General features: G+C 36.0%; 19 protein-coding genes and 3 tRNA genes. 14 read left to right on the top strand and 8 right to left on the bottom strand.

All coding sequences use genetic code 11. From position 1 onward, the window contains the following. Positions 1 to 4 precede the first annotated feature (4 nt). The 4 genes from EKM02_RS12760 to dnaB all read left to right on the top strand — a co-directional run bounded on the left by EKM02_RS12760 (position 5) and on the right by dnaB (position 4,721). Positions 5 to 1,093, top strand: coding sequence for an LptF/LptG family permease (locus tag EKM02_RS12760; RefSeq protein ID WP_126455745.1), 1,089 nt, complete (start codon positions 5 to 7; stop codon positions 1,091 to 1,093). After that, complete coding sequence (locus tag EKM02_RS12755) at positions 1,080 to 2,009, top strand: DMT family transporter (protein WP_126455743.1); 930 nt, start codon at positions 1,080 to 1,082, stop codon at positions 2,007 to 2,009. The genes EKM02_RS12760 and EKM02_RS12755 overlap by 14 nt, the downstream gene beginning before the upstream one ends. Positions 2,010 to 2,082: 73 nt before the next feature. Next, positions 2,083 to 3,036, top strand: coding sequence for an acetyl-CoA carboxylase carboxyltransferase subunit alpha (locus tag EKM02_RS12750; RefSeq protein WP_126455741.1), 954 nt, complete (start codon positions 2,083 to 2,085; stop codon positions 3,034 to 3,036). A gap of 140 nt (positions 3,037 to 3,176) precedes the next feature. Then, positions 3,177 to 4,721, top strand: a complete 1,545-nt coding sequence (dnaB, locus tag EKM02_RS12745) for a replicative DNA helicase (protein ID WP_126455739.1) — start codon at positions 3,177 to 3,179, stop codon at positions 4,719 to 4,721. A gap of 321 nt (positions 4,722 to 5,042) precedes the next feature. On the opposite strand, the gene EKM02_RS12740 is transcribed toward dnaB, so the two are convergent. From EKM02_RS12740 to EKM02_RS12730, 3 genes are all read right to left on the bottom strand, one after another. Continuing rightward, a complete protein-coding gene (locus EKM02_RS12740; RefSeq protein WP_126455737.1) occupies positions 5,043 to 6,134 on the bottom strand; it encodes an alkene reductase in 1,092 nt (363 codons plus the stop codon). Positions 6,135 to 6,167: 33 nt separating this feature from the next. Continuing rightward, complete coding sequence (locus EKM02_RS12735) at positions 6,168 to 6,665, bottom strand: hypothetical protein (protein WP_126455735.1); 498 nt, start codon at positions 6,663 to 6,665, stop codon at positions 6,168 to 6,170. A gap of 86 nt (positions 6,666 to 6,751) precedes the next feature. Then, the gene (locus EKM02_RS12730; protein ID WP_126455733.1) at positions 6,752 to 7,339 is read right to left on the bottom strand and encodes a Crp/Fnr family transcriptional regulator; all 588 of its coding nucleotides are present in this window, start codon (positions 7,337 to 7,339) and stop codon (positions 6,752 to 6,754) included. Between the two features lie 150 nt (positions 7,340 to 7,489). Here EKM02_RS12730 and EKM02_RS12725 point away from each other — a divergent pair, with 150 nt between their 5' ends. Further along, positions 7,490 to 8,341, top strand: a complete 852-nt coding sequence (locus EKM02_RS12725; RefSeq protein WP_126455767.1) for a transketolase — start codon at positions 7,490 to 7,492, stop codon at positions 8,339 to 8,341. Positions 8,342 to 8,457: 116 nt separating this feature from the next. Further along, positions 8,458 to 9,411, top strand: coding sequence for a transketolase family protein (locus EKM02_RS12720; protein ID WP_126455731.1), 954 nt, complete (start codon positions 8,458 to 8,460; stop codon positions 9,409 to 9,411). Positions 9,412 to 9,481: 70 nt separating this feature from the next. Here the strand turns inward: EKM02_RS12720 and EKM02_RS12715 are convergent, their stop codons facing one another. Beyond that, entirely contained in the window at positions 9,482 to 10,462 is a 981-nt protein-coding gene (locus EKM02_RS12715) for an FKBP-type peptidyl-prolyl cis-trans isomerase (protein ID WP_126455729.1), read from the bottom strand. Between the two features lie 80 nt (positions 10,463 to 10,542). Between EKM02_RS12715 and EKM02_RS12710 the strand changes: the two genes are divergently transcribed. Together EKM02_RS12710 and EKM02_RS12705 are read left to right on the top strand one after the other, a co-directional pair. Further along, the gene (locus EKM02_RS12710; RefSeq protein WP_126455727.1) at positions 10,543 to 10,932 is read left to right on the top strand and encodes an RNA-binding S4 domain-containing protein; all 390 of its coding nucleotides are present in this window, start codon (positions 10,543 to 10,545) and stop codon (positions 10,930 to 10,932) included. 66 nt (positions 10,933 to 10,998) lie between these two features. Next, complete coding sequence (locus tag EKM02_RS12705; protein WP_126455725.1) at positions 10,999 to 11,499, top strand: phosphoribosyltransferase family protein; 501 nt, start codon at positions 10,999 to 11,001, stop codon at positions 11,497 to 11,499. Here the strand turns inward: EKM02_RS12705 and EKM02_RS12700 are convergent. After that, entirely contained in the window at positions 11,491 to 12,009 is a 519-nt protein-coding gene (locus EKM02_RS12700; RefSeq protein WP_126455723.1) for a shikimate kinase, read from the bottom strand. The two genes, EKM02_RS12705 and EKM02_RS12700, sit on opposite strands and share 9 nt — an antisense overlap. Before the next feature lie 127 nt (positions 12,010 to 12,136). Between EKM02_RS12700 and EKM02_RS12695 the strand changes: the two genes are divergently transcribed. The 4 genes from EKM02_RS12695 to EKM02_RS12680 all read left to right on the top strand — a co-directional run bounded on the left by EKM02_RS12695 (position 12,137) and on the right by EKM02_RS12680 (position 13,354). Beyond that, a tRNA-Lys gene (locus EKM02_RS12695) sits at positions 12,137 to 12,209 on the top strand. Between the two features lie 38 nt (positions 12,210 to 12,247). Next, positions 12,248 to 12,320, top strand: a tRNA-Lys gene (locus EKM02_RS12690). A 42-nt stretch (positions 12,321 to 12,362) separates the two neighbouring features. Further along, positions 12,363 to 12,445, top strand: a tRNA-Leu gene (locus EKM02_RS12685). 402 nt (positions 12,446 to 12,847) lie between these two features. Further along, positions 12,848 to 13,354 carry a tetratricopeptide repeat protein gene (locus EKM02_RS12680; protein WP_126455721.1) on the top strand — a complete coding sequence of 169 codons (507 nt, stop codon included), beginning with the start codon at positions 12,848 to 12,850 and terminating at the stop codon, positions 13,352 to 13,354. Between the two features lie 171 nt (positions 13,355 to 13,525). On the opposite strand, the gene EKM02_RS12675 is transcribed toward EKM02_RS12680, so the two are convergent. From EKM02_RS12675 to EKM02_RS12670, 3 genes are all read right to left on the bottom strand, one after another. Continuing rightward, positions 13,526 to 14,092, bottom strand: coding sequence for a DUF4252 domain-containing protein (locus EKM02_RS12675; protein ID WP_126455719.1), 567 nt, complete (start codon positions 14,090 to 14,092; stop codon positions 13,526 to 13,528). Between the two features lie 114 nt (positions 14,093 to 14,206). Further along, complete coding sequence (locus EKM02_RS14840) at positions 14,207 to 14,362, bottom strand: hypothetical protein (protein WP_158614755.1); 156 nt, start codon at positions 14,360 to 14,362, stop codon at positions 14,207 to 14,209. A gap of 11 nt (positions 14,363 to 14,373) precedes the next feature. After that, complete coding sequence (locus EKM02_RS12670; RefSeq protein WP_126455717.1) at positions 14,374 to 14,631, bottom strand: hypothetical protein; 258 nt, start codon at positions 14,629 to 14,631, stop codon at positions 14,374 to 14,376. Positions 14,632 to 14,832: 201 nt separating this feature from the next. Here EKM02_RS12670 and EKM02_RS12665 point away from each other — a divergent pair, with 201 nt between their 5' ends. Further along, a complete protein-coding gene (locus tag EKM02_RS12665) occupies positions 14,833 to 16,284 on the top strand; it encodes a S41 family peptidase (protein WP_126455715.1) in 1,452 nt (483 codons plus the stop codon). A 66-nt stretch (positions 16,285 to 16,350) separates the two neighbouring features. Beyond that, the gene (locus EKM02_RS12660) at positions 16,351 to 16,971 is read left to right on the top strand and encodes an N-acetylmuramoyl-L-alanine amidase (protein WP_126455713.1); all 621 of its coding nucleotides are present in this window, start codon (positions 16,351 to 16,353) and stop codon (positions 16,969 to 16,971) included. Positions 16,972 to 17,051 lie beyond the last annotated feature (80 nt).

The following is a 17,051-nucleotide window of genomic DNA, read 5'->3' as shown; positions in this document are numbered from 1 at the left end:
TACTATGCTAACAATAATAGACAAATACATCCTAAAAAGATATTTAGCCACATTTGTGGTGATGTTGTTGTTGTTTATCCCCATCGGAATTGTTGTTGATGTATCTGAGAAGATCAACAAAATGCTGGAAAACAAGGTTCCGTTTTTAGAGATTGCACTTTATTATTACAACTTTACGGTTTATTTTGCGAATTCTCTGTTCCCGATATTTTTGTTTTTATCGGTGATTTGGTTTACCTCAAAACTGGCAAATGATACGGAGATTATTGCTATTTTGAGCTCCGGAATTTCATTTACGCGTTTCTTAAGACCGTATATTATTGGTGCTTCCATAGTTTCTGTTTTTGTTTTACTAATGGGATTTTTTGTTGTTCCCGCTGCCAGCGAAGGCTTTAATAATTTTAGGTATACGTATTTGAAAGGAGGCGGAAAAGAGGCCATGCGCGGGGATAATACGGATGTGTATCGCCAAATTAGTGATAATGAATTTATCTATGTAAACAGTTTTAATACGGAGTCTAAAACCGCTTTTAATTTTTCACTGGAAAAATTTAAAAACGAAAAACTCATTCATAAAATCACGGCCAGCAGGATCAAATGGAATCCAAAGGACAGTACCTACACCCTGTATGATTATACAAAAAGAACGGTAGGCGAGCTAAATGATAAAATTGAAAAAGTAGCTCAAAAGGATGCTGTTTTTACATTCGATTTAGAGGATTTAACACCTGTGATTTATATTGCTGAAACCCTGAGTTTAGGAAAATTGAATGCTTTTATTGCAAAAGAGCGAGAGCGTGGTTCCTCTAATATCAATGTGTATTTAGTGGTGTTGTATAAAAAATACAGTGTGCCGGTTTCCGCATTTATCCTGACCATCATTGCAGTTGCTGTCTCATCGATGAAACGTAGGGGCGGAATGGGAACGAATCTGGCCATCGGAATTGCGCTGGCTTTTGCCTTTGTTTTCTTTGATAAAATCTTTGGTGTTCTTGCAGAAAAATCCAGTTTCCCTCCCCTATTAGCGGTTTGGTTGCCCAATATTGCTTTTGGAATTTTAGCCATCTACCTATTACGAAATGCAAAACGATAATTTAAAAAGTTACTTAAACCTCCATTTGATTGTTTTTATTTGGGGTTTTACCGCCATTTTAGGCGCTCTAATCACTATATCGGCAGATGCCTTGGTGTGGTACCGCATGTTTTTTGCCGGTATCTTTTTAGCCATTTTTCTGGCATTTAAGAAAAAATCGTTTCAGATTCCGCTAAAATCATTTTTTAAATTAATTTTTGTCGGATTATTAATTGCTTTGCATTGGATTTTATTTTTCAAAGCGATCCATGTTTCTAATGTGTCTATTACGCTATCCGTTTTTTCATTAGGTGCTTTTTTTGCATCCCTGCTGGAGCCACTTTTTTATGGTCGAAAAGTACTGTGGTACGAAGTCTTTTTTGGTCTAATCATAATTGCAGGGCTAGGATTGATTATGAAGGTCGAAATCAATTACCTGGACGGAATGTTATACGCCTTAGCATCCATTATATTAGGTGTTTTATTTACGCTGATGAACGGAAAACTCATTGCGGATCACGATCCTTCGGTTATCTCGTTTTATGAATTCCTGGCGGGTGTTGGTTTCATATCGATTTACTTTGTGTTCGAACAAAAATTCACGGCCGATTTCTTTGTATTAACAGCTAATAATTGGATCCTGATATTGATTCTGGCATCCGTTTGTACCGCCTACGCCTTTACTGCTTCAGTAAAAATAATGCAAAAACTAACACCATATACCGTAATGCTGACTACGAATTTAGAACCGGTTTACGGCATTGTTTTGGCCTATTTTATCCTTGGCGGAAAAGAGAAAATGAGTTTTGAATTCTACATTGGTGCACTAATAATTGTAATCACCGTAATCCTAAACGGGGTGATTAAACACTATCAAAAAAATAAAATTAAAAAAAAATCTCCCGCTTTAGAGAAGCAAACTTTTACACATAAATAGAATATTTACCTTTTCGAACGATTTAAAATTTTATATTTGCGGTTCGAAATAAAAACAAAAACGCAAAAATCCTATGGAATATTTAGATTTTGAGCTTCCAATAAAAGAACTAGAAGAACAGTTAGATAAATGTCTTATTATTGGTCAGGAATCAGATGTTGATGTAACGAATACTTGCAAACAAATCAACAAAAAACTAGAAGAGACCAAAAGAAAAATCTATAAGAATTTGACTGCCTGGCAACGTGTCCAATTATCCAGACATCCAAGCCGCCCGTATACAATGGACCACGTGCGGGCCTTGTGTGGCGATACGTTTCTGGAACTTTTTGGCGACAGAGGTTTTAAAGATGATAAAGCCATGATTGGTGGTTTAGGAAAAATTGACGGGCAATCCTTTATGATTGTGGGTCAGCAAAAAGGATTCAACACTAAGACGCGTCAGTTCCGTAATTTTGGAATGGCCAATCCAGAAGGATATAGAAAAGCGTTGCGATTGATGAAGATGGCAGAGAAATTTGGGATTCCTGTTTTGACGTTGATCGACACTCCAGGGGCTTACCCCGGATTAGAAGCCGAGGAACGCGGACAAGGAGAAGCCATTGCCAGAAACATATTTGAAATGATTGGTCTTAAAGTGCCAATTATTACTGTTATCGTAGGAGAAGGTGCCTCTGGTGGCGCATTAGGAATAGGAGTTGGTGACAAGGTATACATGATGGAAAACACCTGGTATTCCGTCATTTCTCCAGAATCATGTTCTTCTATTTTATGGAAAAGCTGGGAATATAAAGAACAAGCTGCCGAAGCACTGAAGCTGACTTCAGCTGATATGAAAAAACAAAAATTAGTAGATGATATTATTCCTGAACCACTAGGCGGTGCACATTATGACAGAGCAACTGCTTTCAAAACGGTAGAGCAATATATCATGAAAGGTTTCAACGAATTGAAAGACTTATCAACAGCAGAATTAGTGGCTCAAAGAATGGATAAATACTGCAAAATGGGAGAATATAAAGAGTAAAATCTTACGAATTACTATTTAATCCGAAGCCTTACCGTTTCGGATTTTTTTTTGGTTATAAACAAAAAATAGTTAGTTATGAACAATTATTTGTAACAACTCAACGACTATATTTTTTTAATTTTAGTTACTTTCGCTACATGGAAAATTTCAGAAATATTAATCCTGTCAAGGTTGATAAAACGACTATAATAAGCCTTGAAAAAGGAAAATTACAACCACAGGTGCTCGATTTAGAAGAGGCTGTGCTTGGTGCCATGATGATTGACAAAAAAGGGGTTGATGATGTTATTGACATTTTACAACCTGATGCTTTTTATAAAGAAGCACACAAACATATTTTTGAGGCAATTGTCCAACTGTTTACAGAAACACAACCTATTGATTTGTTAACTGTTTCTGCACAACTGAAGAAAAATGCAAAATTAGATTTAGCAGGCGGTGATTTTTACTTAATTCAGCTTACGCAAAAGATATCCTCTTCGGCACACATTGAATTTCACTCCAGAATCATTCTTCAAAAGTTTATTCAACGCAGTTTGATTCGGATTTCTACTGAAATCATTGAAGACTCTTACGATGAATCAGCGGATGTTTTTGATTTATTAGACAGAGCTGAATCTAAATTATATGAAATAACACAAGGAAACATCAAACGAAGTTCAGAGACAGCGCAAAGTTTAGTCCTACAGGCAAAAAAACGAATTGAAGAAATTGCCGGTCAAGAAGGATTGAGCGGTGTTGCCACTGGTTTTGATAAGTTAGATAAGATTACTTCCGGTTGGCAGCCCAGCGATTTAATTATTATTGCGGCACGACCTGCAATGGGAAAAACTGCATTTGTATTATCCATGGCCAGAAATATGGCTATTGATTACGGAATACCAGTGGCCTTATTTTCTCTAGAGATGGCTTCAGTACAGTTAATTACCCGGTTAATTTCCTCTGAAACAGGTTTGTCATCAGAGAAATTGCGTACCGGAAAACTAGAAAAACACGAATGGGAACAGTTGAGTACCAAAGTTAAAAACTTAGAAAAAGCACCTCTCTTTATTGATGATACGCCTTCCTTATCGATTTTTGATTTACGGGCTAAAGCCAGGCGATTGGTTTCGCAACATGGGATCCGAATTATCATTGTGGATTACTTGCAATTGATGACGGCTGGCGGAAACGGAAAAGGAGGCGGAAACAGAGAGCAGGAAATTTCTAGCATTTCCCGAAACTTGAAAGCATTAGCCAAGGAATTGAACGTTCCTGTTATTGCACTTTCACAATTATCTCGAGCGGTAGAAACCCGTGGATCCAGCAAGAGACCGTTATTGTCTGATTTACGGGAATCAGGAGCGATTGAGCAAGATGCGGATATTGTGTCTTTTTTATACCGTCCTGAATACTACAAAATAGACGAATGGGATGATGAAGAAGCCTCACCAACAGCCGGTCAGGCAGAAATAATGATTGCCAAACACCGTAATGGTAGTATAGAAAACGTTCGGTTGAAGTTTATTGGACATCTGGGAAAATTTGATAACCTGGAAGATTACAGTGGCGGATATGATGATTTACCATCCAGTATGAATCAAGAAGACAACCCTTACATTACTAAAAACCTGCCCTCTGCCAATGATGCTTTTGGAAGCAATTTGAATGATCCGGATGATGACAGCGATGTTCCTTTTTAGCAAACAAGGCTTATCAACATGCGCACTACCCGTTTTTCTTTACAAAAAAAGTAAGCATAATAAATACAGTTTATAAAAATAGAAAGCCCGCAAATAGCGGGCTTTCTTGTGAATTATAATTGAACCTAAAAATAAAGACAATGGTATTTTGACACTATTCTTGTTTAATTTATTTATTTGCTTGTACGCAATCGTACCAAACAAAAAAACGACACAGATTCCACAGATTTTCAATAAAAAAATGTCTAATTGGTAAAAATATATGAAATGTGTATCAAAAAATATTTCTTACGTAGAACTACAGACAAGCATACTTCTTTATTAAACCATGGCCGGGTAATCAGTATATCCTTTCACAGTATCCGTGTAAAACGTGCTTTGATCTGGTTTACTTAATGGAGCATCAGTCTCAAAACGAGCCACTAAATCCGGATTTGCAATAAAGGGAACTCCATAAGCAACAAGATCTGCATACCCATCTTCAAGCACTTTGATTCCCATTTCTTTTGTAAAACCTTTATTGATGATTAATGTTCCTTTGTAAAACGGTCTGAAATGTTTGGCCACTTCAGTAACAGCAAATGGCACATCATCAACGGGCGTAAAAGGCTCCGTCAAATGCACATACGCTAAACCATAGTCATTCAAACGGTTTACAATATATTCATAAGTAGGAATTGTCTGTTCATCTAACATCATTCCCTGCGTATTATGCAGGGTAGGATTCAATCGAACACCCACTTTAGAATAATCAATAACACCGGCTAAAGCATCTAGAATTTCAAAAAGGATTCGGGTTTTATTTTCTATTATACCACCATATTCATCGGTACGATGATTGGAATAATTATTAAAAAACTGCTGCAGTAAATAGCCGTTGGCAGCGTGCAATTCGACACCATCAAAACCCGCCTCAATCGCATTTTTAGCTCCATTTTTAAAATCTAAAACGGTTTGTTTTATGTCTTCAATAGTCATTTCTTTTGGAACAACAGTGTCTACAAAACCATCTTTTGTGTAAGCTTTTGCATACGGATTCAAAGCGGATGGCGCATGTGGTAATTCGCCATTATGCAAATCCGGATGCGACAACCGTCCCGTGTGCCACAATTGTGCAAATATAGTTCCTCCTTTTTCGTGAACTGCTTTTGTAACCAGTTTCCAACCTTCGGTTTGTGCTGCACTATAAATTCCGGGCACATTGATAAAACCCACTGCTTTTGTACTCACAAAAGTTCCCTCGGAAACAATTAAACCTGCTGTAGCTCTTTGTGTATAATATTCTGCCGTAAGTGCAGTAGGAACATTACCTTCATTATTAGAACGGCTTCTGGTCATTGGAGCCATCACCATTCGATTTTTTAAAGTACTGCTTCCTAATGTATAGGGTTGAAATAAAATTGATTTACTCATTTGATTTTTGTTAAAAATTAGTGTTTTATTAAATTAAATACTGGCTTTCAAACCAATACTTGTAAATAGAGTTAAAATAATGTTTAAGGTTTCTTGCTCATTTCCTTTCAAAAGAAGGGAATCGTTAGAATCATACGCTGATTCGTTGCTCAGAACAACTTTAGAAAAAGGAAACAAATGCTGTAATTTATCCAGTGTACTTTCGGAATTAATCACCTCCATTTCGTTTCCCAAAATAAGTACGATTTTACCCGTTGCCACTTTTTTGATTTTTTCAATAAGAGTAACATTTGTTGCCACATCATTTGAAAGTATAATAATATCTGCCTCCCAACTTGCATTGGTTGGACAAATCATCATTTCTACATTTGCCTTCGGATTCTCTGAAATAATTTCGGTATACACCTCCAAAAGTGTAGCGGCTTTTTGATCAAACAGCAAAACGGGATTGGTTTTGGCAATTTGCTTTGCTAAAACAATACTATTGGTTACTGAAACTCCTAGGACTGCAAATGTGGTTCTATTTGACATCGACTTATATTTACAGGACAAATTTAAGGCTGTATTGCAAAAGTTTTCGTTGATGTAAAACAAGAAATTCTATTGATCTATGTCAATTAAAATGAACTTCGATTGTTAATTTGTTTGCGAACCCGACTCAATGTTTCCGGTTTCAGACCAAGGTAAGAGGCGATCATGTGTTGGGGTACACGTTGAACAATTCCAGGATAAGCAATTCCTAAATTGGTGTATTTTTCTTCGGCGGTTTCTGTTAAAGTCGAATTTATTCTGGCTTGATTGGCGATGTAGGCATTTTGCAAAAGCAAGCGTTGGTATCTTTCAAACATGGGGACTTTATCCATTAAAGCTTCTCTTGCCGATGTTGTCAGCAAAAGCAGTTCAGAATCCTCCAAGGCTTCAATCGTATAAATAGAGGAACTATTTGTTAGAAAACTGGACAAATCTGCGATCCACCAGCCTTCAATTGCAAATTGTACGATGTGTTCATTTCCTTTTTCATCGATGGAAAAAGAGCGCAGTATTCCTTTTTCAATAAAGGCATTGTAGACACAAATGTCTCCTTCTTGCAACAGGATTTGTTTTTTGCGTAATCTTTTAGGGATAAAAAAAGTTTTACACAACTCCATTTCTTCCTGAGTCAGTATCACTTTTTCCTGAATGCTTTTGAATAATTGTTGAAACATGGTTGCAAGATACTAAATAATCAAGAATTCTTAAAAATAGTATTGCTGCTAAAAAAACAATCCTTGATAACTATTGATAAATCTAAAAATGGAAGTCTGTATAAATCAAAATATCTGACTACATTTGCCCAGTCTAATTTTAACACACAAATGAAACCGAACACACAACAATTAAACGATTTAACAATCCAAGTCAGAAGAGATATTCTTCGAATGGTACACGCTGTCAACTCTGGTCACCCAGGTGGTTCTCTAGGTTGTACTGAATTCCTTGTCACTTTATATCAAAATATAATGGAACGCAAAGAAGGTTTTGATATGGACGGTATTGGAGAAGATCTTTTCTTTCTTTCAAACGGGCATATTTCACCTGTATTTTACAGTGTTTTAGCAAGAAGCGGTTATTTTCCAGCAGCAGAACTAGCTACTTTCCGTTTGATCAATTCAAGACTACAAGGACACCCAACTACTCATGACGGCTTACCAGGAATACGTATTGCATCTGGTTCTCTTGGACAGGGATTATCAGTAGGAATTGGTGCTGCTCAAGCAAAAAAATTGAATGGTGACAACCATATTATTTATACACTTCATGGTGATGGTGAATTACAGGAAGGTCAAAACTGGGAAGCAATCATGTATGCTGCTGCAAAAAAAGTGGACAACCTTATTGCTACAATCGATTTAAACGGAAAGCAAATTGATGGAACAACTGACGAGGTTTTAGCCATGGGAAGTATTCGTGCCAAGTTTGAAGCTTTTGATTGGGATGTTTTAGAAATTGAAAAAGGAAATGATATCGAAGCTATTATTGCCGGAATGAATGATGCCAAATCCAGAACTGGAAAAGGAAAACCAGTTTGTGTATTGTTGCACACTGAAATGGGCAATGGGGTAGATTTTATGATGTACAGTCACGCTTGGCACGGTAAAGCGCCTAATGATGCGCAACTTGAAATTGCTTTAGGCCAAAACTACACAGCAGCAGAAAGCGACTACTAATCCCCACCTAGCTTTCCCGAATGGGAGGAACAGCTACAAGAATCATTAAATAAAAATTTAAAACCCTATTTACCCCAATAGGAGCTCCCCTTCTTTGGAGGGGTTGGGGAAGGAAAATGAAAAAATATACAAATACAGGAAGTAAAGATACACGTTCGGGTTTTGGAGCGGGAATGACTGAATTAGGTCAAAAAAACGAGAATGTTGTGGCACTTTGTGCAGATTTAATTGGTTCCCTTAAATTTGACGATTTCAAGAAAAATCACCCAGAACGTTTTTTCCAAATTGGAATTGCAGAAGCCAACATGATCGGAATTGCTGCCGGTTTAACTATTGGAGGAAAAATTCCTTTCACGGGAACTTTCGCTAACTTTTCTACAGGAAGAGTGTACGACCAAATTCGTCAGTCGGTTGCGTATTCAGAGAAAAATGTGAAAATTTGTGCTTCACACGCAGGATTAACTTTAGGAGAAGATGGTGCAACACACCAAATCCTGGAAGATATCGGTTTAATGAAAATGCTACCGGGAATGACTGTAATCAATACCTGTGATTACAACCAGACAAAAGCGGCCACATTGGCAATTGCAGATCACCATGGCCCAGTTTACTTGCGTTTTGGTCGTCCGGTTGTACCTAACTTTATGCCAGCTGACCAACCTTTCGAAATTGGAAAAGCAATTGTTTTAACAGAAGGAACTGATGTAACTATTGTTGCTACAGGACATTTAGTTTGGGAAGCCTTAATCGCAGCTGAAGCATTAGAGGCACAAGGAATCTCTGCTGAAGTAATCAATATTCATACAATCAAACCATTGGATGAAGAAGCGATTTTGAAATCATTAGAAAAAACAAAATGTATTGTTACCGCTGAAGAGCATAACATTCTTGGTGGTCTGGGCGAAAGCATTTCTAGACTTTTAGCATTGAACAGTCCGTTACCACAAGAATTTGTAGCAGTGAATGACAGCTTTGGAGAATCCGGAACACCAGAACAATTAATGAATAAATACAAATTGAACAACCAAGCGATTGTTGAAGCGGTTCAAAGAGTAATGAAAAGAAAATAATAACTTCCTTTTACTTATACCAAAAAAAATCCAGTTCAAATTGAACTGGTTTTTTTTTGGTTTGTATGTTTTAATTACATTTTACTAAATGTCTTTTGATTCTTGCCAGATCAGTAGTATTTCCGTTACAGCTTGGGATAGATTCAAAAGGGATTAAAACGCCATTAGCATCCGTAATTTCCGTTCTGGTACTTATTCCGTCTCCATCATCATCCTTGTCTAAAAAGTTTGGAATTCCATCTCCATCAGTATCATCCGGATTTATAACTCCTGTCGCTAAAACGCGCATATAACCATCTCCGTCGAGATCTTCTTGAAAATTCATGATTCCGTCACCGTCTGAATCCAGTCTGTTAATTTCGTATAATTTAAAACTAAAAACTAGAGGTGCGTAAGAAGGAATCGATCCACTTCCTGAATTATAATATCCTAATCCAGAAGGCAAAAACATTACTCCTGCTCCAAAATCTCTGTAAGATACGGTGCCATCAGTATTAGAATCGTAAGTCCCAGTCTTAAATTGCGGAAAAGTTTCGCCCCATCCTACTACTGTTGTAAGCAAACTAAAGAATTGTTGTGGATTCTTCACCACCTCAAACTGGGTAGCAGAAAGTGTCGTAACTTCCGAAACCTTTATTCGAGATAAGTAATCTCCTTTGTAAGAAGCCAATACCGCATCAGTATTAGTAGGAGATTTGCCCGCTCCCTCTCTAAGCACTAAATAATACAAGGTATACGTTATATCATGAAGTTTGACATCTCTACTCAAAAGTTTAGGAAAGGTCGTTTTATCTTTATAAGACCAAATAGAAGGTTGGCTACCTCCTGCAGGAATTTTTGTATAGCTAACGTCCTGGTCGTCAGGGAAACCGGCGTGATTAACAACTGTAATATAATAGTTTTTTAAATATTCTTCGATATCCGTTAAATCAGTCGCATGTTGCACTGCGAAATCTCTAGGCGGTTGAATTTCAGCAGCCTCATCCTTTGAGCATGAAAATAAAGAGATAATTGTAATTAATAGAATAAAATAATACTTAAATTTGTTCATTATAGCTAATTTTTTTAAGTGCGCAAGATACAATATTGATTGATTTTTGTAAACAATTTAACTCCTATTTTAGAAAATTTATGAGAATAGATAAATATTTATGGTGCGTGCGGTATTATAAAACGCGAAATATGGTTACTGAAGCCTGCAAAAAGAATCATGTAACCGTTAACGGTCTTGTTGCCAAGCCTTCTAAAGAAGTTTTCGCTACTGACAAAATCACGTTTCGGAAAGACCAAATTACCCAAATAATCACCGTGTTGGATATCCCGGAAAATCGTGTCGGGGCAAAACTGGTTGATATTTACAGACGAAACGATACTCCGGCAGAAGCGTATCAACATTTGGAACTTTTAAAACTATCCAAAGAACATTATCGAAAGAATGGCACGGGAAGACCCACCAAAAAAGATCGAAGAGATATTGATGAATTTGGCAATGAAATAATTACAGACGAAGATGAAGCCTAAATCTTAGTCTTTTTACTGAACCACAAGAGCCGTACAACACTAACCGTTATTCCAAATACTACAACAATGAGTAAAAATATCATCTTAACAAATCAGGAAATTGACCACAAAATAAAAAGAATTGCCTACCAAATATATGAAACTTTCGTAGATGAAGAGGAAATAGTCATTGCAGGAATCGCCAGTAATGGTTTCATTTTTGCAAAAAAAATAGCCGCCGTCTTGGAAACTATTTCCCCTCTTAAAGTTGCACTATGCGAAGTGCAGATCAACAAACAAAACCCTCAATTACCCATTCATACTTCGTTATCAAAAGAACAGTATACCAATAAAGGTTTAGTTCTGGTCGATGATGTATTAAACTCCGGAACGACACTTATCTATGCCGTACGACACTTTATAGATGTTCCTTTGAAAAAATTCAAAACCGCAGTGCTTGTGGATAGAAATCACAAAAAGTATCCTGTAAAAGCAGATTTTAAAGGAATTTCGCTTTCTACTTCGTTATTAGAGCACGTACAAGTTGTTTTTGATGAAAACGATACTAATTATGCGTATTTAAGCTAAAAGAGCCACAATATCTTGCGCAGTCTGATCGATTGTTTTACCATCAACCACAACTTTGTATTGTGCTTGGTTGTAATAAAAACTCCTGTCAAAAAGGTGTTTTGCTATGAACTCTTTCATATCTTCAGGATTTTTATCCGCAATTAGTGGACGCTTACTTGCATTAAAAGCCAATCTGTTCAATAACGTTTCAATAGAAGCCTTTAGATAAATAGAAACAACATTATCTCCTTTTAGCAACTCATGATTATTGGCATAACAAGGAGTTCCTCCTCCTAAACCTATAATACATGATTCGGGAGCGTTTAATAATTCGATAAAAACTTCGTGTTCTACCTTTCTAAAATAAATTTCTCCCTGCTTTTCAAAAATGGCATTTATGGACAAATTCATCTTCTCTACTATCTTTTCATCCAAATCCACAAAAGGAATTTGGATAATTTTGGACAACTTATTTGCAATTGTAGACTTACCACACCCCATATAACCTAATAAAATTATTTTTTTCATCTGAATAAAACCTTACAAATTAAGGTGTTGAGTAATTTTGTTTAAAAAAGACAAATTTATAATAAAATTGCTTGGAAAACTCCAAAATAAGTCCTTATATTTGCACCCGCATTCAAGGAAGGAAAATGACTCGATAGCTCAGTTGGTAGAGCACATCACTTTTAATGATGGGGTCCTGGGTTCGAGCCCCAGTCGGGTCACAATTTTAGTGATCAACACATACTTTCCTTGAAGCATTGACTCGATAGCTCAGTTGGTAGAGCACATCACTTTTAATGATGGGGTCCTGGGTTCGAGCCCCAGTCGGGTCACAAAAGGTCGAGTAATTTATTACTGGACCTTTTTTTTTACAAGGCCACGTGGAGAAACGGTAGACTTGCCAGCTTGAGGGGCTGGTGCTCGCAAGGGCGTGTGGGTTCAAATCCCACCGTGGTCACAATAAAAAAGCCTGCAAAATTAGTACTTTGCAGGCTTTTTTTGTTCAACAAAATCGTCGATAGTTTTAATTGATTAAGAACGTCATGTGCTTGCTGAGTTTACGATCCAAATTATTTATTGCATTAAATAAATTATCAAAAACTAGTGAGTCTTATCATATTGGAGACAAAGACAAAAGTACTTAGCTTAAGTCACAATTTTCCTTAACTTGCTGCTCTAATTTCGTTAGCATATCCATTCACAATACCAACTTTTGGTGATTTTTTATTGGTTTCATTTTGTAAAATAAATTACATTTAAATGCGTTAATTTAATATCTAAATAAAAAAACAGTACATTTATTACGCAATTTTATTCTTTAATCGAGTTCTACAAGCCCAATACCCTGCAATCTATTTTTATGAAAAAATTAATTTTTCTTGCATTATTATTAAGTTCCTTAACTGGCTGGAGTCAGAGTCCAATTGCCTACGAGTTTTTTGACCAAGCTTTAAAAAAAGCAGAAACAGGCAATCTAAAAGGCGCTATTGCTGATTATACTAAAGCCATACGAACTGATCCATTGTTTGCTGAAGCCTACTTAAACAGAGCCCTTTTGAAACAAAAATCAGGCGATATAAAAGGGGCGTTAGATGATGTCAATAAAACCATCATTATTGAACCTAAAAAAGGAGATGCTTATACAACCAGGGCTGACATCAATTACAAGGCTAAAAATTATACGGGAGCCATTGAAGATTGTACGATATCTATCACGTTAAATCCTAAAGACTACATTGCCTATAATCTTAGAGGGTTATCTAATATTCACATTCAAAATAAAAAAAATGCGTGCGCTGATTTCACCAAAGCCATTAAATTAGGAAGCCAAAGTGCCGTTAAAAACAAAAAAATGTTTTGCAAATAATATTCTTGAAATAGGCATAAAAAAAGCGTCTCGATTACAACATCAAGACGCTTTTTTTATAAATATAATTCCGTTTATTTCATAAACTGCTGTAGCGGCTACAATTGTTCTAACTCAATGTTCGATTATTGCATTACGATCATCATAATCATTACGCTGGTTGAGTTCCTCTTATTTTCTGCCTTTAGTTGCTTTTTTTAAGTCATCACCTCCTGGAATTCGCATCTTATCGGTAAGAACTGAAATTTCATTCAAATCAAAATTTCCTGTCAATGACATCAGCACTGTATCCTCATTTTTAGCTCCTTCAATAAACATCAGCAATTCTCTAATTTGAGAATCTGAAGTTCCTGATTTTACCATAATTTTTATATTCCTTCCGTTTTCATTCACGCGCATCAACTCTTCTAATCCCGCTGTTTTGATGTACTTCTCTGCAGCAGCTTTCATTTCTCCCTCTGCTCTGGTACTTTTTGTAGTAAAAACTTTTAGGTTGTCCAATTTTTTTATCAAACTCAGGTACTGTTGCGTTTCTATATCAGAAGCATCTACTTTGACCTTACTCATCAAGTCGAACATTTTTTTATTGACTATAATGGCCGTAACATCATCTTGTCCGTCAAATTTGTCAAAGACTGCTTGCGCAAAAAATGGACTCGAAATAACTAGAAACACTAAAGTGATCAGACACTTTTTGCTAAAACTCCTATTGATACTTTTTCGAATGGTTGCTTTCATTTTATTTAATTATTTTATTGTTAGTATTCTTAGTTTGATTTTCAGGATCTTTCCCACTCTTTTTTAGTGCTTACAAAAACCCTGTTTTCAACGGTTTTGATATTTCTCAATATATTATACACTTTTTATGCCAATATTCATATTCTTGGATAATACTGACAATGCTTTTTGATTGGCTCTAAAAGCGGCTTCAGGATTTTCAAAGGTTCCTAAATTTGTGTTTTCATTTGTAGCATGCAAATCAAAAAGGACATACGTTGCTATTCCCATCAAAACAACAACTAAAGCCGCAATAGAAACCCACCTAAATTCCCTTTTTTATTCATGTTTTGAGCCATAATAACTTCAAATGGTAGAATTTCATGCTTGTTATACTGCTCTTTTTCAACAGCAAAATAGTCAAATAATGAAGCAAACTGTTGTAAATGCGAAGCAACATCCTGAGACAAAAAATAATCCTGCAACTCTTTTTCTTGAGCTAAAGTAGCCACGCGCTGAAAGTATTTTTCTAATAAACCCTCGACTTTATCTGATTCCATAATTGTGTATTTGTATCATAAATTCTTAAATCATTTTTCGTGCCCAGGAAAGTGACAACAGGATTCCGGACTCTTTCAAATCTATTAAAAAATCAAACGAGTTATACTCTTAAGATGAATCCTATTTATTTTTGCAACAAAAAAACACAAAATAAAACTAAAGTTAGTATTTTTACGTTAATAAAGTATTAAAACATAATTATGAGAACAGCATTCAAATTTACGCTTTTATTTTTCATAGCTACTTTCACTTTACAAAGCTGTCAGGACAATGATGACGTGGCACCACCTGCAAGTCTCGAGATTCAGGATTTCATTTGGAAAGGAATGAATCTGTACTATTTGTGGCAAGCTGATGTTCCAAATTTAGACGATGACCGATTCGCAGATCAAACTGCATTAAACTCTTTTTTAAAAGACTATCCCGTGCCTGAGGATTTGTTTAATGCATTGCGGGTAAATCCCTCTACGGATCGATTTAGTTGGATTGTAAGCGATTATTTAGAACTCGAAGGAACGCTTCAGGGTACCACTAAAAACAATGGTATCGATTTTGGTTTAAGTTTTAAACCAGGCAGTACAACTGAAATATTTGGTTATGTTCGTTATATTATTGCAAACTCAGATGCCTCCAATAAAGCCATAAAACGTGGTGATTTTTTCACTGCCGTAAATGGTACACAGCTGACTTTAAGCAATTATGAATCGTTACTTTTTGGTTCAAACGAAAATTACACACTAAATCTTGCTGATTATAACGGAACTACAATTGTCAGCAACGGTAAATCAGTGGCATTGACAAAAACAGTCCTATCCGAAAATCCAATTTTAATCAATAAAGTAATCACCTCCGGCTCTCACAAAATAGGCTATTTGATGTACAATGGCTTTTATGCTAATTTTGACACTCAATTAAACGATGCTTTTGCATCTCTAAAATCACAAGGAGTTACTGATTTGGTTTTAGATTTACGCTACAATGGTGGTGGTTCTGTTCAAACTGCTACACGATTAGCAAGTATGATTACCGGACAATTTAAAGGAAAAGTCTTTGCAAAACAACAATGGAATGCAAAAATTAATGCTTATTTCGAGGCTGAAAATCCCGAAGCATTATTCAATTATTTTACCGATAAAATAGGAAGCACAGCCATCAATAGTTTAGGATTGACTAAAATTTATATTTTAACTACGAAAAGCTCTGCATCAGCAAGCGAGTTAGTAATCAACGGGCTAGAACCTCACATTCAAGTTATACAAATTGGAGATGTTACGGTAGGAAAAAACGTAGGATCCGTAACGCTTTATGACTCCCCGACTTTCGGAGCTGAAAGCAGGAATCCCGATCACAGATATGCCATGCAGCCAATCGTGTTAAAAATTGTCAATTCAGTGGGTTTTGGGGATTACTTCAATGGGTTACAACCTGATTTTCTTCAAAAAGAAACATTGAGCACTCTGGGAGTTCTTGGCGATTCTGCGGAACCTTTATTACGAACAGCCATTGGCAAAATTACTGGAACTGGTCGCGTATTGCGACAAAGTCCCGGACAAGATTTTGAGTTTTTCACGGATGCCAAATCAATAAAAGGAATCCAAAACCAAATGTACATCGAGAAAGCACCAGAAGGTCTTTTGAGAGCTTTAGAATAAAATAAAGTTACACAATAATTCTTGTTTTTGTTAGCTACAATTGAATAACAAATTAAACAAAACCACATGAAAAAAGCAATTCCGTTATTTCTAACTCTTGCCACCGTCGTCTCTTTTGCATTTATAATTCCGAATACTGTCCCATCCAAACAAATAAATGTTGTTATTGATGCCGGACATGGTGGATCTGATTTTGGAGCAACTTCCAGTAGTGCTACTGAAAAACAAATTGTAGCGCAAATCACAAACAAAATCAAATTTTTGAATAATAATGAGAAAGTGACCATACACCTTACAAGAATTGGAGACCAATTTCTTTCTTTGAGTGACCGTTCTGCGCTGATCAACAAAATCAAACCTGATTTAGTTTTGTCACTTCATGTCAATCAAAATTTAAATCTATCAAAATCAGGAATGGAATTTTATATTGCCACAGAATCAATTGCGCATGAAAGGTCGAATGAAATTGCGGTGGAACTTCGCAACAAATTTATCCGCAATACTACTATAAAATCATCAGAAATAAAGAAAGCTCCATTCTACATTTTAAAAAAATCAGAAGTGCCGGCTGTACTTGTTGAATTGGGTTATATGTCAAACCTTGGTGACAGAGACTATTTAACCAATGATGTGGAACAAAATAAAATTGCAGCAACTATCGTAGCATTCATTTCAGAATTGAAATAAGAATATTTTGTCTTGTCCTGAATAACCGATACAGATTATTAGATAAAAATATTTAATTAAACACTTGCAAAAACGTTTTT

It is taken from the genome of Flavobacterium sp. RSP49 (assembly GCF_003968735.1).
In the GTDB taxonomy this organism is placed as follows: domain Bacteria; phylum Bacteroidota; class Bacteroidia; order Flavobacteriales; family Flavobacteriaceae; genus Flavobacterium.
This window is presented reverse-complemented; position numbering and strand designations above follow the sequence as displayed.

Bases quoted from the DNA above. Each gene is read 5' to 3' on its own strand.
- EKM02_RS12735 (WP_126455735.1), bottom strand. From the start codon at position 6,665: ATGTCAAATAGAACCACATTTGCAGTCCTAGGAGTTTCAGTAACCAAT.
- EKM02_RS12725 (WP_126455767.1), top strand. From the start codon at position 7,490: ATGAAACCGAACACACAACAATTAAACGATTTAACAATCCAAGTCAGA.
- EKM02_RS14840 (WP_158614755.1), bottom strand. From the start codon at position 14,362: ATGGGAATAGCAACGTATGTCCTTTTTGATTTGCATGCTACAAATGAA.
- EKM02_RS12710 (WP_126455727.1), top strand. From the start codon at position 10,543: ATGAGAATAGATAAATATTTATGGTGCGTGCGGTATTATAAAACGCGA.
- EKM02_RS12750 (WP_126455741.1), top strand. From the start codon at position 2,083: ATGGAATATTTAGATTTTGAGCTTCCAATAAAAGAACTAGAAGAACAG.
- EKM02_RS12680 (WP_126455721.1), top strand. From the start codon at position 12,848: ATGAAAAAATTAATTTTTCTTGCATTATTATTAAGTTCCTTAACTGGC.
- EKM02_RS12675 (WP_126455719.1), bottom strand. From the start codon at position 14,092: ATGAAAGCAACCATTCGAAAAAGTATCAATAGGAGTTTTAGCAAAAAG.
- EKM02_RS12660 (WP_126455713.1), top strand. From the start codon at position 16,351: ATGAAAAAAGCAATTCCGTTATTTCTAACTCTTGCCACCGTCGTCTCT.
- EKM02_RS12760 (WP_126455745.1), top strand. From the start codon at position 5: ATGCTAACAATAATAGACAAATACATCCTAAAAAGATATTTAGCCACA.
- EKM02_RS12715 (WP_126455729.1), bottom strand. From the start codon at position 10,462: ATGAACAAATTTAAGTATTATTTTATTCTATTAATTACAATTATCTCT.
- EKM02_RS12720 (WP_126455731.1), top strand. From the start codon at position 8,458: ATGAAAAAATATACAAATACAGGAAGTAAAGATACACGTTCGGGTTTT.
- EKM02_RS12670 (WP_126455717.1), bottom strand. From the start codon at position 14,631: ATGGAATCAGATAAAGTCGAGGGTTTATTAGAAAAATACTTTCAGCGC.
- EKM02_RS12705 (WP_126455725.1), top strand. From the start codon at position 10,999: ATGAGTAAAAATATCATCTTAACAAATCAGGAAATTGACCACAAAATA.
- EKM02_RS12730 (WP_126455733.1), bottom strand. From the start codon at position 7,339: ATGTTTCAACAATTATTCAAAAGCATTCAGGAAAAAGTGATACTGACT.
- EKM02_RS12700 (WP_126455723.1), bottom strand. From the start codon at position 12,009: ATGAAAAAAATAATTTTATTAGGTTATATGGGGTGTGGTAAGTCTACA.
- EKM02_RS12740 (WP_126455737.1), bottom strand. From the start codon at position 6,134: ATGAGTAAATCAATTTTATTTCAACCCTATACATTAGGAAGCAGTACT.
- EKM02_RS12665 (WP_126455715.1), top strand. From the start codon at position 14,833: ATGAGAACAGCATTCAAATTTACGCTTTTATTTTTCATAGCTACTTTC.
- EKM02_RS12755 (WP_126455743.1), top strand. From the start codon at position 1,080: ATGCAAAACGATAATTTAAAAAGTTACTTAAACCTCCATTTGATTGTT.
- dnaB (WP_126455739.1), top strand. From the start codon at position 3,177: ATGGAAAATTTCAGAAATATTAATCCTGTCAAGGTTGATAAAACGACT.